This is a genomic window from Cyclobacterium lianum (genome assembly GCF_900143075.1).
Classification (GTDB): Bacteria; Bacteroidota; Bacteroidia; order Cytophagales; family Cyclobacteriaceae; genus Cyclobacterium; species Cyclobacterium lianum.
Window position 1 is genome coordinate 146,371 of the sequence record NZ_FRCY01000007.1, and the last position, 15,646, is coordinate 162,016.

A 15,646-nucleotide genomic window follows, 5' to 3' on the forward strand; every position below is an offset into this window, starting at 1 on the left:
ACTTACAAAATTAGAAAAATAAATGAGTCTTTAGCAAAAATGGTAAAAAATCAGGGTCAATCTCTGTAAAATTACACATTTGACAACGTTTGAAGCAGAAATATCCATCAAACAGGGAGCGAAAATCGATTTTTCCGCAAAATTTTACAAAAATGGAAAACTCCCTGATATTCCTTAACTTTGCCCTCCGAAATTAAATGGTCTGAAAATTGAAAAAAGTTGCATTTTATACGCTGGGCTGCAAGTTAAACTATGCAGAAACCTCTACCATCAGCAGGATGTTTGAGCAAAAAGGCTACCAGAAGGTAGGCTTTGAGGAACATCCGGACATCTTTATCATCAATACCTGTTCGGTGACCGAAAATGCAGATAAAAAATGTAAGAAAATTGTCCGTGAGGCCAGGAAAATATCCCCTGCCGGGTTTGTGGCCATTATCGGATGTTATGCGCAGCTCAAACCTCAGGAGATCGCTTCTATACCGGGAGTGGATGCGGTATTGGGTGCTGCAGAAAAATTCCGGCTTATCGAACTACTGGACGGCTTTGCGGCCAGACAGGAAGCACAGGTTTTTGCCAGCGAGATCAAAGAGGCCAGGGATTTCAATCACGCCTTTAGTATGCATGACAGGACAAGGACCTTTTTAAAAGTACAGGACGGTTGCAATTATGGCTGTGCTTTCTGTACCATACCCCTGGCCAGGGGCAAGAGCAGGAGCGACACTATAGCAAATATTCTTGACGCTGCCAGGGAGATTGGCCAAACGGAAGTTAAGGAAGTGGTGCTTACCGGGGTAAACATCGGTGATTTCGGCATACAAAATGGCAAGCGTAAGGAAAGCTTTCTAGATTTGATCATGGCGCTGGATCAGGTGGAAGGGATAGCCCGGTTCCGCATTTCCTCTATAGAGCCCAATCTGCTGACAAACGAAGCCATCCAATTTGTCGCTGAATCCAGGCATTTTGTACCTCATTTTCACATCCCCCTGCAATCGGGCAGCAACACCCTTTTGAGAAAAATGGGGAGGCGCTACCTGCGTGAATTGTACGAAGACCGTGTATACCGGATCAAAAGTCTGATGCCCCACTGTTGTATTGGAGCTGACGTGATCGTTGGCTTTCCGGGTGAAACGGAGGAATTGTTTTTGGAAACCTACGAGTTTCTCAAGGAATTGCCGCTGTCTTATTTACATGTATTCACCTATTCGGAAAGGGCCAATACCCGGGCAGCGGAAATGGACGAAGCTGTACCTATGAAAATCAGAAACAAGAGGTCAAAGATGCTACGGATTTTGTCCGAGAAGAAAAGGAGAGCATTTTACGAGGAAAATCTGGGAAAAACTTTTCAGGTACTCTTTGAAGAAGACGTTGATGCAGGCCAGATGCATGGCTTCACAGAAAACTACATCCGGGTAAGGGCCAAATATGATCCCCTTTTGATCAATGAGATAAAAGAGGTTAGCCTGAGTGAAATCAACGAAAAAGGATTGGCAGACGTCCTGGAACCCGAAACCAGCCTGCTCAGCCATGGTTAGCAGGCTATTCGTAGCTTTACTACCGCTGGTAATTTTTTAGCGTATTTTATCCCCTTTTTAATGCGGAAATCGCATGGATAACTTAAATTGACGGGATGATACGCAAAAATTACATTTCTCTGAGACCTTTCCTGCAGCGCAGGAAAACATATCATGCCCTGATTTTATGTATCATTTGGGCCTGTTACTTTTCTACCCCATCCCTGGCCCAGAATCAAGATCCGCTGCAACCTATTCTGCTTTCAGAAGATGGAAGCTGGTGCTGGTTTCAGGACAAGCGGGCATTGCTGCTGGACGACAAAGTTATTTTTACCGGCGTCACTTCAGAGGGGTTCAATACGGTAAGCGAATGGGATCTGTCAGACAATGAGACCTATACCAAGGTACTGACCAAGGGAAGCCTGCCAGCAGACGATCACAACGTAGGTGCATTGATGCTGAGACCGGATGGTAAGCTGCTTACCGTCTATGCCGGACACAGCATCGACAGCCTGGTAAGGTACCGAAGTACACGCACAGGTGCAGAAATCCGGGACTGGGAGGAGGAATCGGTGGTCAAAACCAATGGAAGGGTTTGCTATTCCAACCTTTTTCACCTGAAATCCACCGGTGAAACCTTCAATTTTTTCCGGGGAAACGGGAATAACCCACATTATCTGCTTTCTGAAGATGATGGGGAAAGCTGGCGGTTTGGAGGAAGGCTGTTTCAGTTTGAAGGTCGATCCTACCTCAAATATGCGTCAGATGGAGCGCAGCGTATACATTTTATCACCACCGACGGCCATCCCCGGTATTTCAACAACAACATTTATCACGGCTACATCGAAAACGGAAAGGCCTACCGGTCCGACGGCAGCTTGGTAGGCCCGTTAAGCACGACCGATACCAGCAATTTACGGCCTGCTGATTTTACCCTGGTTTACGACGGCGACCTGGAAACCCGTACCGATGTAGCCTGGACCAGCGACATGCAGTTGGATGAGTCAGGCTTGCCTTATTTTGTTTATTCAGTGACCAAAGACCCTATATCCCGGGGAGAGACCATACAGACCAGTCTGGGAGGTATGGATCACCGCTACCACTATGCCCGCTGGACCGGCCGAGAATGGCTGACGAATGAGATCGCTTATGCAGGAAGCCGACTTTATCCCGGGGAAAACGAATATACCGGACTGATCAGCCTGCACCCTCATGACAAAAATATCCTCTACTTTTCCGCTGATGTGCACCCCGCCACCGGGGATCCACTTTTGGTAAATGGTGAAAGAAGGTATGAGATATTCAGGGCAGAAAGAAGAGACGAAGAAAGCGAATGGCAGTTTAGTCCCGTAACCTTCCAGTCTGAAGAAGACAATATACGTCCGCTGGTACTGGCAGACCAGGAAAAGGAGATCGTACTTTGGCTCTCCGGTCGCTACAGCAGTTACCGGGATTACAAATTGAAGGTATTCGGTAAGGTTTTACCCAAACGTAAAAACAATCGGGCGGAATCAGATAAAAAAATCACATTCCTGATCAGCGTGGATCCGGACAATTACGCAGCAGACATGACCATTCCCTATTTTGCGATGAAACTGGCCAAAGAGAAAGGATACGAAACGCAGGTCATCACCGGTGAAGGTGAAAAGAATGCATTTCTATTGCCCGGTCTGGATTCCGTCACAAACAGTGATCTGCTGGTACTGTTTTTAAGACGTGTCGCGCTTTCCAAAACCCAAATGGCATATATCAAAAACCATATCAAGGAAGGCAAACCGATCCTGGGTATACGCACTGCCAACCACGCTTTTTCGGTCAGAGAGGAGCCTATTCCCGATGGGTTTGAAGATTGGTGGGAATTCGTTCCGGATGTATTGGGGCATGAAAATCAGGGCTATGGACCAGCACGGGACAGCACCTCCATAATACCGGTCAAAAAACCAGGCCGAGGCCTTTTAAAGGGTATTCCGGATCAGCCCTGGACAAGCCAGGGTAACCTTTATCTCATGGGAAATAGCCTGGACCCTGATGCCCGGGTATTGCTCAGGGGTAACTCAGCCAGTCATGAAGCTCCAATAGCTTACACCAGAAAATCTGGCAAAAGTAAAGTCTTTTATACTTCCCTGGGCTATCCTACCGATTTCACCCATGCCTCGTTCCTCCAACTGTTGGAAAATGCAATCGCCTGGACATTAAAATAGCCCTTTCTACAATATTATAGTGTAAATGATCGTACAAAACACAAATAAAAAACCATGATAAATATCCCAAAATCACTTGCCTGCATCTTAGCAGTATTCGCTTTTTGCCCAATTTTATTTGTCTCATATGCATCTGCCCAGTCAACTGAATATGAAGTACTATTTGACGGAAAAACGGTAGAAAAATGGAGAAGCAAGCAAGCCAATACATTTCCCGAAAAGGGGTGGAAGGTAGCAGATGGAATGCTGTATCTGGAAAGTAAGGGTGGAGGTGATATCATTACGCGGGAAAAATACGGTGATTTTGAACTGGTATTTGAATTTAAGCTTACTGAAGGTGCCAACAGTGGTATTAAATATTTTGTAGATACGCTTTACCATGAAAAGACAGGCAAAATGATGGTGAATGGTCCCGAGTATCAGATCATTGACGACTACAATTATCCGGGTATCAAAGAGGACCCCAATGGCCTGAGTTCCACAGCAGCAGCCTACCTTTTTTATGCCCCCAAAAACAAGCAGCTTAATCCCCATGGAGAGTGGAACTCCGGAAAAATAGTGGCGAGGGGTAAACAGGTTTCGCATTGGTTAAACGGGAAAAAAGTAGTCAGCTATACCAGAGGCAGTAAAGATTTTCTCAAAAGGAAAGAGGAAAACAAGTTTAAAGAGGATACGCAGTATGGAGAATTGGAGGAGGGCCACATTCTCCTGACTGACCACGGCGACAAGGTTTACTTCAGAAACATCAAAATCAGAAAGCGATAACCAGAATTCACAACACAACGCTTTCTTTGGTCAAAGAATGGACCGAGGACCCACAAGGGTGTAGTTATTTGATTTTCCTATGCATCCTGGTGCAGGCTTTGTGCTTTTGCGATGAATCGATTTGGTCCGTTCGCTTGTTATTCCTCCCTGCCCCATCCCTCCTGCCGATGATGTCCATTATACTGCAAATACAGCTCGTCATCCCGGTTTAGGTTTTATATAGCTATTCTCTCAAAACTGGAATAAGTCAATTTTCTATGGCTTATCACTCTGAAGCGTAAAATTGAAGGAATAGCCAGCTTTCCCAACTGAAACTCAATATTGACAATTTGACTGACTTCCACATGATTTTCAGGGCATGTGGAAGTCAGGTTTTTATCGATAATCTTCCAGCATGACGTCAAGGTGCGCATCCATATCCTCTGCTATTTTGGAATCTTTCGTCAGCTCCCAATAGCTTTGATCCTGCAATACCAGTACCTGAGTGGCCACAATCCAGCTCTGGGTCCAGCCGGTAAGCGTACCCCAGGCGCCCCAGCCTACATCTGCATTGGAGGCCCAGAATTCCCATTTGTCGTAATCAAAGGCCCGGAACCAGGCACCATCCAGGTCATGGAAGCGATCGGACTGTACCTGGATCCGGGTAAGAAAATCGGATAGTTTGTCCAGCGCCTGCTGGTATTTCGGGTCGCCTGTGGCGTGAACGGCTTCATTGAGACTAAAAAAGGCAAAATTACTGGTATACAGCATGTCGGCTATCGGATCTCCATTTTCGAATATCAGGGGAGCTTCATGTAACCCATATGCTTCGTTGGATTTGGTCCTGCCGTATCTGCCCTTATCTGTTCCGCCCAGTTCTTCACGGATGGCCCCATTGGCTTGCTGGTTTTCCAATAATTTCCGGACGATCCTATCGAGCCATTCCCGGTGTTCTGGTGTATCTTCTACCCGAACCAGCCAGGCGAGCGGTAGAATCATTCTGGCGCGTTCCTGCTGAATGCCATTCGTCCACAGCCATTCCTCGGGATAGGCATCCATGGTGATCTTAATGGCTTTTTTTGTCTTCTCCAGCAAGGGTTGATAGCCGGTTTTATCGTATAGCCAAAGGTATACTGCCCACATCCAGGATTCAAAGTGTGGTGCAGGGTTGACCACATCCCTGTTCCAATAATGCTTCCAACCCTCCCGTTGGAGATCGTCATTTTCGATGCGGTTGATCCTAAAGCCATTTTTCCCGGTGGTCCGGAAGTTTCCCAATATGGCTTCCAGCATTTTTAAGTTCCAATCCTGCCGTTCGAGATGGGCCATGGCACCGATCACCCCAAGTATCGCCCTGGCATTGTCGTCGCCATAATATACATGGGGATGGGTATCTGACCAACCGATCAAACCGAAAGCGGCAGAGTCCGGATGGTTTCTGGGTCCTCCTCTGAGGTTGCCCGAAAACAAAAAGTTGATCAGATTAACTGCCCTTTTATCGTATTCCGTTTCGTCGAGGATCTTTCCGGCAGCCGCCAGGGCATAAGCTCCCTCTCCCTGCACATCGGCCCGGATCCAATACCGGTATTGTTGGCTTCCATCGTAGTAGATATTCGAAGAATGGCCTTCCAGAAGGCCCTCTGACCCATCTCCGGTGGGCAGGTAGCCAGGCACCGGCGGGCCCACCGGATTGGTACCATCGCCCTGGTACTGTAACCACCTGTCCTTCCAATTTTCATGAATGAAAAAATTCCCTTTGAAAAACCAATCTACTCCCCGTTTTACGCTATTTTTCTTGTCTGCCGCAGTCAGTGATGCATCCTCTTCAAAGCTGGGTGCCAGATAACGCGGCCAGGCCTGAAAATCAAAGGAATTTTTCCCTGTCAGCTCTCCGATCAGGTGGCTCCAGACAGCCTTCCAATGATTTTGAGGACCAAACCTCCCTTTTGCAAACTCAGAAAGCCGGGTCAGGGCAATAAAACCGGATCCATTGGGGTAGAGTATGGGATAGACAGGAACGCCCTCCAGTCCATAGGCAGCATGATTCAGGCCTGCCACTTTTGCCAATACCAGGATCGGATCATCTACTGATGCAGGTATGACATGGCAATCGTTAATTCCTAAAATACGCATCGAAGGAAGCTGTTCGCCAAAATCATCGGCAGCCACAACTCCCCTTTCCAACCGGGTCTGCAATACCTTACCCGTACTCTCAAGCCCCTCAAAGTCCGAAGGATACTCCAAATAATACCTGATTTCCTTCTCTTCCAGCAAAGCCATAAATCCATCGGGGATGTCCACCCTTTTCTCCGGATAATTTTCGGCCAGGATCAGCAGGGTACCCCCATCGGGCATCTTTTCGACCGCTTGCAGCGGTTCTTCAAAAAACCGGAGCTGGAAGCCCTCCCCTTCCAGCCATTTCAACAAATCGTTATTGGCCGGCCCGACAACGTGGATCGTATCGGAATTTCCATCATTACAGGCCATCAAGACACAGGTAATCAACAAAATGAAACAACGCTTAAGCATAGAAAACAGTAAATTGATTGGAAACAGCGAGCAATATACATTTATCTGCACATTTCTGAAATCCGGAGCGGGTAGAAATTAATGGTAAAAAACCTGGATAAATTTTAAATTATAAAATATTGGCAGACAAATCGTTACCAATGGAAACGAAAAAATAATTTTTGTATGGTCAATTTAAATTGAATTCTTAAATTTAAAAAAATATGGTTTAGATCAATAAAAATGCATTTCAGATTCCTTTTCATTTTCTGCGCTTTGCTGCTGGGGCTACATACATCCCGGGCGGGCTCTTTTGATGCAAAAGATTCTACCCTGGTAGCAGAAAAAGCGCCCGCAGCCGGCTGGAGCATACTCAATAAGGGTGCAGGCAACAGCAATTCTCTCGACCTACTTGGCAGAATAGACAAGGATGTGATCAGCGAAAAGCCTGATATGGTTTTCATCATGGTAGGCATCCATGACATGATCAATCTGCACAAATTTCTGGACTATGGAACTTACAGAAAAGCCTACCAGAAGATAATCGGCAAACTCCGGCAGGCAGGTATCGAGACCGTGCTGCTAAACCTTACACCTGTAGATACCAGCGCCATATCGAACAGGTACGAATTGGATTTTTTTGACGCTCCTCCTTTGGTGAAGGTCAGGAAAGCAAATGATATCATAGCCGAGCTGGCCAGAGCCAACGGGCTCAAAACCATAGATCTGTATCAGGAATTTATAGACAGAAAATCTCCCAATCCGGGCAAAAATTCACTGATCATGAATGTGGCCAATTCCGGAAAACCCGATGGTGTACATCCCACCAGTGAAGGCAACAGAATCATTGCAGAACAGGTTTTTAATTTCCTTGTTGCGAATAATAAAATCAGTCAGAAGAAAAAACTGATCTTTTTTGGTGACAGCATCATCTTTGGGCAGGGCGTAGAAGGCAGTGGCACCTGTGAGGGGCAGACCTTTCCGGCATACCTGAAAAGAATGATCCAATGGGATGAATTGGCACCATATTTTTCCATACCCTATGAATATGAAAACGTAGAAGGAAATTATGCTGATCCCTTTGTTTTTGACGACGGCAGTCTGGTAAACGACCTTGCCGACTGGAAGGAGCGTAGAAAGGAAATCCTTAGCAAATGGCATGGTAAGATGGGTCCCTGGCCGGAGCTGATCACAGAACCGAAATATGAAATCGTGGAATCAATAGACCAGGAAGCCTTCGTGCAGCATACCATCCAATTCGAATGGGTACCAGGCCAGACCACTAAGGGGTATTTGCTGATACCCCATGGATCGGAAAACAGACCTGCGGTGGTGACGGTCTATTATGAACCTGAAACGGCTATAGGTAAGGGTAAGCCTCACCGCGATTTTGCGCTGCAGCTCGCCCAAAGGGGCTTCGTCACCCTATCTTTGGGAACAAGTGAAACCACCGAGAACCAAACGTACTCTCTCTATTATCCGCATATCGACAGCGCTACCGTTCAACCCTTGTCTATGCTGGCCTATGCTGCCGCTAATGCCTGGCATCTCCTGGCGGGGTTACCGGAGGTAAATAAAGACAAAATTGGCATTACCGGACATTCATACGGTGGAAAATGGGCCATGTTTGCTTCCTGTTTGTTCGACAAATATGCTGCTGCTGCCTGGTCTGATCCAGGTATAGTTTTTGAGCAGGACAAGCCAAACATCAATTATTGGGAACCCTGGTACCTGGGGTATCATCCTCCGCCCTGGAGAAAAAGGGGCCTGCCAACAGCCGATAATCCTGCACGAGGACTATACCCGGAATTGCTGGAACAAAAGATGGATCTGCATGAACTCCATGTACTCATGGCACCAAGACCATTTCTGGTGTCCGGAGGCGCGGAAGACCCGGAAAGTCGCTGGGTACCGTTAAACTACAGCCTTCGAGCCAATGCATACTATAATGTCAAAAACCGGGTGGGGATGAGCAACAGGCCGAAGCACGCTCCCAATCCGGATTCGAACGAGATCATTTATTCCTTCTTTGAATATTATCTTGCCGACTGACGAGGCTTCAAAAAGGCTGGCAGATGACGCGATACAAATGAATCGTCATTGAGTTCCGGATAATCCCTATATACCCGGTCAATCTCCTCCATCTGCCCGGGAGAAAGTTCCTCTTCAGGATTCAAACACCACCTTCCCTGCAGCAGACCCTGCCGGCGAAGGATTTCATGAATACCAGGGATGCATCCCCTAAACTGGTGCGCGGGATCAAATATCGCTGCATTGGTATCGGTAATTTGCGCGCCCAAAGTCAGGAGGTCTGAGATTTCCGTTGCACCACGCCCCTGTGATTCTTTCACCCTTTGCAGCAATTCCACAGCCCGCCTGGTCCATACTGCCCAATGGCCCAACAAGCCACCTACGATCTTTTTATGGACAAATTGCCCATTCACCACAAATGAGAAGGAGCTGAGTAAGTCTGCTACTATATTGTCGTCGTTGCCGGTGTACAGAGCGATTTCGTCCCTCCGAGGGGATGCACATACGGCCCTGACCACGTCAAGGGTCTGGTACCGGTTAAAGGGGGCCATTTTGATGGCATGTACATTGGGAATGTCCGCAAAGTCCTTCCAGAATTCATGACTGAGCAGTCTACCTCCGGCAGAAGGCTGTAGGTAAAAACCGAACAAGGGAATGACCTCAGCTACCTGCTCGGCCCGTTTGATCAATTGCCTTTCGGTCCATTCGCCCAGGCCTCCGGCACTCAGCAAACCCAAATCATATCCCATCCCTTTGGCCACCTCCGCCTCCCGAAGGGCCTGATCCGTACCTCCTACTATTCCAGCCACCATTAGGAATGGCTTTTCCAGGTTTGCGGCCTTCACTTCTTCCATTGCCATTTTAAGAACTGGCTCCAGCAAACCATGTTTCTGATCCCGGATCTCGAACTGCGTACTATGCACTCCCACGGCCATGCCTCCGGCACCGGAAGCCAGGTAATACCTGCTCAGTGCACGTTGATGGGTTTCATCCAGTTTACGTTGGGCATCCAGCGCCAGGGGATGGGCAGGAATGACCAATCCTTCCTGTAAATGGTTTTTCTTTATAGGGTCGATCTGATTCATAATTTTAGTATTTTCCCTCCCTTTCCTGAAAGTGGGTGGGCTTATTCAGTATTTCTCCGTCATGCCGGATCCAGTCTGCCGTCATTTCCACCATCTCCAGCAGGGAAGTCCCCGGATATCCAAAAAGGCGGTGGCATTGGGAGGCATTATTGAGTAAGACATAGGGCTCTGGCTCATTTTGGAATACCGGTTCATTCCCGAATATATTGCCAAAAATCTCCGCTAGCTGCCGGATACTGATGGTCTCAGGTCCGGTCACGTTAAGTAACCTGGGAGGGCTGCTGGTGTGCAAAAGCGACCGAATGGCGATTTCATTGGCATCTCCCTGCCAGATTACATTCATGTGTCCACTGCGCAAGTCTATTGGGTGCCCTTCAAAAACCATCTTCCCGATCTCCAGCAGATTACCATACCTCAAATCAATGGCATAGTTCAGACGGTAGATGAGCATGGGAATTCCATACCGATGGCTATAGTACTCGAAAATCCTTTCCCTGCCCAGGCAGGACTGGGCATATTCACCCAAAGGCTCGGGAGGTGTATTTTCTGTAGCACCTCCTGATCCATAATGTACGTACGGGTATATGTTTCCACTGGAAAAAATGACCATTCGGGAGTTTTGAAACTTTTCTGCAACACGCCCTGGCAGATAGGTATTCATGGCCCAGGTGCTGTGGGCATTTCCGGAGGTTCCAAACTTTCTTCCCGCCATGTAGATCACATTTTCTACGTCGGGAAGCGCTTGCAGGGCCTTATCGTCCAGCAAATCGGCACTGATACATTGCAGGCCATGATCTTGTAAATCAGCCTTTGCCCGGGCATCAGAAAAACGGGATACGCCAATAACCTTTTTATTGAGTTTTGCGGCTTCAATGGCTCTCAGCAGCATCTTTGCAAGACTAGGACCCATTTTACCACCTACACCCAGAATGATGATATCCCCGGTGATCCGGCTCAGATCCTCTATTAGCGCCGCCGATGGCCGGCTGAGTTTTTCTTCAAGTTCAGCGATAGATTTCATGTGTCTATAATTTGTTCTTTAATGGTCACATGGAATCTCGCATGTCTGATAGTCATTCCAGTGTGTGACGGGTACATCATGCTCGATTTCATATGATTATCATTGTCTTTTAGCAGCAATATGTCCGCAGGAATGATGCCAGCCGCAAGAAAAATCCCGGCAGCTTGCATGTTGGTAACGATCCCTTCGTTTGTCGCCTGCGACTTGCCTGTCTGCCTCATACAAACTCCATTTCAGGGGATAGCGTAGATTGATGTCCTTCACTTTTGCTCATTGTGTGGTGTTCAATTGAAAAACAAATTGACTGCGTTGCTGATTGCCAGAGCCAACAACACCAGCAAACCTACCGCTCCGATAATATTGGCCGGCAATTTATTTTTTAATTTGCCCATAATTTTACCATCATTTGCCATCAGGAACAGACCAAACCCGATAAATGGAACGGCAAAAATAGTAATCCCCTGGGCAAAAACAATAAGCTCCAAAGGAAGTCGTCCAAATACAAGCGCCACCGCGGCACCGATCACAATAACGAGGGAAATCAATATTTTAACGGGAAGGCTGTTCAGATCCCTTCCCAGCGAAAGGGCATCCGCCAGCAGGGTACCTCCAATACTGGCATTGCCTAAAAGAGAAGAAAAAGACGCTCCAAATAACCCGACCATGAATACCATAAAAGCGAATTGACCATAAACTGGTGCCAGCGCAAGTCCCATGTCTCCTGCAGAACTTACCTTCACCCCTTGCGGATACAAGATGGTGGCAGCACTCAGCAGAATCATAGAAGAAATAATACCCAGGACAAGTATGCCGGTAAAACTTTCTGTCAGTGCTTCCTTTTTCTGCGATACACGCCAGCCCTTTTCCTGTACCAGGTAAGACTGGTAAAATGCTCCTGCTATAGAAAAGCTGGACGCCACCAGGGCTATTACCAGGACGAAAGAGCCTTTTGGAATAACAGGAACCAACCCTTTAATGACTTCGGTAAAGTCAGGGGGAGCCAATACCAGCGTAAGTAGAAATGACACCAGCATCACTGCCACCATCAGAATCATGACTTTCTCAAGCACCTTGTAAAAGCTCCTGAAAAACAGTAGTGAAATGGCCAGCAGGGATATGCATGTGATCCATAAGGCATTGGACCCGCCCAGGGATTCGGACAGCGCCAGGCCTGCACCTACCGTATTGCCCGCCTGAAATGAGGCAGTTACAAAAAATAGTCCGAAGCCTGCGATCCAGGCTGCAGAGTTACCCCATTTATCCCGAAACAAACTGATCAGAGAAGATTCTGCCGCCAGGCCGATCCTCGCTCCCATACCAGTAAAAGTAAGCATGAGCACCACAGCCAGTAGTATCACCCACAACAATTGATAGCCATAGACGGCCCCCAGTTTAGAGGTAATGGTGAGACTTCCCGGCCCGAATACCAACGCTGCAGTAATCAAACCGGGTCCCAGCGACTTAATCCATCGAATGATCAAAATAGGTAAGGTTTAAACATTTGTCAATCTAGCTTTGAAAAATCCTGTAAATCTTTAAAAATGACGCCGATTGAAAATTTCGGTGAGAATAACAGCATCCCGGGCGGATTCGCTATTTTTAAGCATACGGGCATATTTACTCCTTCCTGAATATTCCTCCGCTACATCAACAACCTCTCCGAGTATTTTTCTGTCGTCTTCCAAATCCACCTGATCATCCAATTTTACCAGGGGTTGCTTGATATTCCTGTAAGGGTCCCGATAAGAAGTTTCTTCTGTCTTAACCGGTCTTTCCTCAGATGGTCCCGGACTGGTGCGGCCGGATACTTCAGGGGTTTCTTCTGCAAGTACCTCCGGCTCATCCTGTTGCAAATCTCTTTCCCTTTCCGACTGCTCATTCCGGATTTCGCGCAACAATTCTTCAAAGGAGGGGCCCCTTTTAGGGGCCTGCTCCGGCACCTCTGCCTCGTTGTCCATCTCCGGTTCCTTCTTCCTGGCAAAAGTCGTATAGATGAAATAAATGATAATCGCTATGAGGTAGAAAATTGTTCCCGAATCCATGCTGCTATTACTTTAAAGATCAAGTTACAAAATTTATTGATTTGATTGCAGGGATTTGCCGGCATCTACCTGAAAATAACAATGGAGCCTGTTGTAAGCAGGTGTAAAACCAGCAGAAAAACAACTTTCTGCACACTTTACCCCTGTCCACCTGCTTTTGATTAGATATTTATATGATTTAGATCAGTTTTCAATAAGAAACTCATTTTTTCATTTAATATTTCAATTAAATTTTATTATATTCATAATCCTATGAACAACTACCAAAACTACCATGGCTATGATGGAAACCAAAGAATTAATTTCACTCGAACCTGAAAAGCGGATTGATTTTCCAAATCTGTTGGTGAGAACGCATTTTGGAAATGTTTTCTTCCAGTCGATGATAAAAAACAAAAGAACGATTGTTTATATCAATCCTTCGGAAATAATTCCGCAGGACAACTCAGAAAAAAACAAATTTCTGGAAGGGCTTAGACTGCTAAAAGCACTTAATTTTAACCTGATTGGGTTTAACCGAAAATCCTTCGACGAACACCTCAGATCTGTAAATTGGGTCAATTCCTACCTGAGCGAAGATCTGGTATTTCCTATATTCTACCAAACCAAACAGGAGACAAGCACCAATCCGCTTGGCCAGTTAAACGAAATGGCAGGTTACAAAAATCCGGTTTTCTTTCTCGATAAGCATGGCTCAATCATAAAGGTATTGAATGGAATTAAGCCCGAAACCCGAAGTCTGGAAAAAATAGCCAGGCTGGCCTCCGAAATGGTATTGGGAGAACAGGATTTTAAAAAAGAAAGGGCACTAAGGGACAATTGATCCCTTAGTACCTGTTTTCCCTGGCTTCAATTTTCAAAAGATTCTTTGATCAATTGGGGCTGAAGGCTTTTTTCACTGATCTTTTCGGTCTTTCTCGTACTGCTCTCCTTTTCGGCAGCATTCAGCTCCTTCTTCTCGTGATACTTTTTAATACAAGCTTCTACTTCGGCCCCTGTTTCTATCTTGATTTTATTGGTGATAACAGAACCATGAACAACGCCGGTATCGCCGATCACGGTAATATCTGTAGCGACCACCTCACCGACCACCTCTCCCAAAATAGAAACGTGGTTGGCTTTAACGTTACCAATAATCTGGCCCGTTTTTCCAACAATGACCCTTTTGGTGGTAGTCAGGTTTCCCTGGATGATACCCTCAATCCGGATATCATTGCTGGAATCGATATCACCTATCATCCGGAAGCCAGGAGCAAAAAAGGAGGTTGAACTTGGCCCATCCAGAGCCGGATTGGATTTTTTTTCTGAGGTCCACATACTCGTTCTTTTTATGTTAAAAACTGTTTGAGAGATCATTTTACCAGATCAAATAATACAATAAACTCTAATTATATTTTAAATATAGAACATAAAAATATACTCCACAAGAAAAAATTTTACAAAGCATTTTCAGGTAATTTAAAACAATTTTACCGTATATATTATTGTATTTTTACCTGTACCTACAATTATAAATCATTTTTTAGATTCTATAAGAATTACCCCGAAAAAAAGGAACATTTAATTTATTAATATTTTAATATTTTATTTCCTTTTGCATGAGGAATAAACATAAAGACCAATAATGGTAGCGTCAAATTCAATTATCTGGAGTGATAGCGTTTGGAACCATTATTTTTTCAGAATCATTGTTTTAGTTTTGAAAATAAATGAGAGTTATTTTCCTGCCTGTAAAACGCATTTTCCAGGCAGCTTTTGGTAAATCGACAGTATGGTGAGTTTCGAAAAACATAGTTTAATTATACCAGTTATTTCTTTTATTACATAAATGGGTTTATAGGTTATAATTTTGATTTACAACCTCAATTTTTTAAATTCCATTTTGTTTATCTTGTTTTAAGTCATAAATTCGAGATACAGAAGTGAAGTAAGATAGCTGGATTTCCGGGTTAAATTAAAGTTGCGGCATGAAACAGAAACTTGAGACCATTATTGTAGACGATGACATCTTGACCCTGCACTACATTAAAAAAATTGTCAAAACTTCCCCCTTAGGCGGACCGATTCACACTTCGGAAAACGGTAAGTTGGCATTTCAGATTCTGGAAGACCGCAAAGACGATTTTGATACCATACTTGTCTTTCTGGATATCAACATGCCGGTAATGGATGGTTGGTCATTTTTAGAACTGCTACAGGAAAAAGCTTACAAAAACAAAATCCAGGTGGTAATGGTCACCTCCTCCACCGATCCGGCAGACAAAGCCAAATCCAATAAATACCCTCAGGTAATTGGCTACCTGGAAAAGCCCGTGTATCCACAGGTATTCACCGAGATATACAATCTGTTCGATAAAAATATCGTCATCACCAAAAACAAAAATGCGATCAATTGATGTAACCCCTGCATTTTGTTCATTCCGTTCGCATTTCCGTACTCCACGGCACATCATTATCAGTTGACAACAGTTTTCCTGCTCCCTTGCAAATTGCCTGGATTGGG

General features: G+C 45.6%; 12 protein-coding genes. 6 read left to right on the forward strand and 6 right to left on the reverse strand.

The window, feature by feature from the left end; all coding sequences use genetic code 11:
• Window positions 1–209 precede the first annotated feature (209 nt).
• The 3 genes from mtaB to BUB19_RS13215 all read left to right on the forward strand — a co-directional run bounded on the left by mtaB (window position 210) and on the right by BUB19_RS13215 (window position 4,477).
• Complete coding sequence (mtaB, locus tag BUB19_RS13205; protein WP_073095028.1) at window positions 210–1,532, forward strand: tRNA (N(6)-L-threonylcarbamoyladenosine(37)-C(2))-methylthiotransferase MtaB; 1,323 nt, start codon at window positions 210–212, stop codon at window positions 1,530–1,532.
• A 95-nt stretch (window positions 1,533–1,627) separates the two neighbouring features.
• The gene (locus tag BUB19_RS13210) at window positions 1,628–3,712 is read left to right on the forward strand and encodes a BNR-4 repeat-containing protein (protein ID WP_073095029.1); all 2,085 of its coding nucleotides are present in this window, start codon (window positions 1,628–1,630) and stop codon (window positions 3,710–3,712) included.
• Between the two features lie 54 nt (window positions 3,713–3,766).
• A complete protein-coding gene (locus BUB19_RS13215) occupies window positions 3,767–4,477 on the forward strand; it encodes a 3-keto-disaccharide hydrolase (RefSeq protein WP_073095030.1) in 711 nt (236 codons plus the stop codon).
• 375 nt (window positions 4,478–4,852) lie between these two features.
• Here BUB19_RS13215 and BUB19_RS13220 read toward each other — a convergent pair whose 3' ends face one another.
• Window positions 4,853–6,985 (reverse strand): hypothetical protein, encoded by a 2,133-nt coding sequence (locus BUB19_RS13220; protein WP_084097276.1) that lies wholly within the window; start codon window positions 6,983–6,985, stop codon window positions 4,853–4,855.
• A gap of 222 nt (window positions 6,986–7,207) precedes the next feature.
• Between BUB19_RS13220 and BUB19_RS13225 the strand changes: the two genes are divergently transcribed.
• Window positions 7,208–9,016 (forward strand): GDSL-type esterase/lipase family protein, encoded by a 1,809-nt coding sequence (locus tag BUB19_RS13225; RefSeq protein WP_073095032.1) that lies wholly within the window; start codon window positions 7,208–7,210, stop codon window positions 9,014–9,016.
• Here the strand turns inward: BUB19_RS13225 and BUB19_RS13230 are convergent.
• From BUB19_RS13230 to BUB19_RS13250, 4 genes are all read right to left on the reverse strand, one after another.
• Window positions 9,001–10,080, reverse strand: coding sequence for a dihydrodipicolinate synthase family protein (locus tag BUB19_RS13230; RefSeq protein WP_073095033.1), 1,080 nt, complete (start codon window positions 10,078–10,080; stop codon window positions 9,001–9,003). The genes BUB19_RS13225 and BUB19_RS13230 overlap by 16 nt on opposite strands.
• Before the next feature lie 4 nt (window positions 10,081–10,084).
• Window positions 10,085–11,101: an NAD-dependent epimerase/dehydratase family protein gene (locus tag BUB19_RS13235; RefSeq protein ID WP_073095034.1), complete on the reverse strand. Its 1,017-nt coding sequence runs from the start codon at window positions 11,099–11,101 to the stop codon at window positions 10,085–10,087.
• A gap of 284 nt (window positions 11,102–11,385) precedes the next feature.
• Complete coding sequence (locus tag BUB19_RS13245; protein ID WP_073095036.1) at window positions 11,386–12,582, reverse strand: Nramp family divalent metal transporter; 1,197 nt, start codon at window positions 12,580–12,582, stop codon at window positions 11,386–11,388.
• A 54-nt stretch (window positions 12,583–12,636) separates the two neighbouring features.
• On the reverse strand, window positions 12,637–13,143 hold the full coding sequence (locus BUB19_RS13250) for a large conductance mechanosensitive channel protein MscL (RefSeq protein WP_073095037.1): 507 nt from the start codon (window positions 13,141–13,143) through the stop codon (window positions 12,637–12,639).
• A gap of 280 nt (window positions 13,144–13,423) precedes the next feature.
• Here BUB19_RS13250 and BUB19_RS13255 point away from each other — a divergent pair, with 280 nt between their 5' ends.
• Complete coding sequence (locus BUB19_RS13255) at window positions 13,424–13,966, forward strand: hypothetical protein (protein ID WP_143156032.1); 543 nt, start codon at window positions 13,424–13,426, stop codon at window positions 13,964–13,966.
• A gap of 26 nt (window positions 13,967–13,992) precedes the next feature.
• Here the strand turns inward: BUB19_RS13255 and BUB19_RS13260 are convergent, their stop codons facing one another.
• Window positions 13,993–14,460, reverse strand: a complete 468-nt coding sequence (locus BUB19_RS13260; protein ID WP_073095039.1) for a bactofilin family protein — start codon at window positions 14,458–14,460, stop codon at window positions 13,993–13,995.
• A gap of 650 nt (window positions 14,461–15,110) precedes the next feature.
• Between BUB19_RS13260 and BUB19_RS13270 the strand changes: the two genes are divergently transcribed.
• Window positions 15,111–15,539, forward strand: a complete 429-nt coding sequence (locus BUB19_RS13270) for a response regulator (RefSeq protein WP_073095041.1) — start codon at window positions 15,111–15,113, stop codon at window positions 15,537–15,539.
• The last annotated feature ends 107 nt before the right edge of the window (window positions 15,540–15,646 follow it).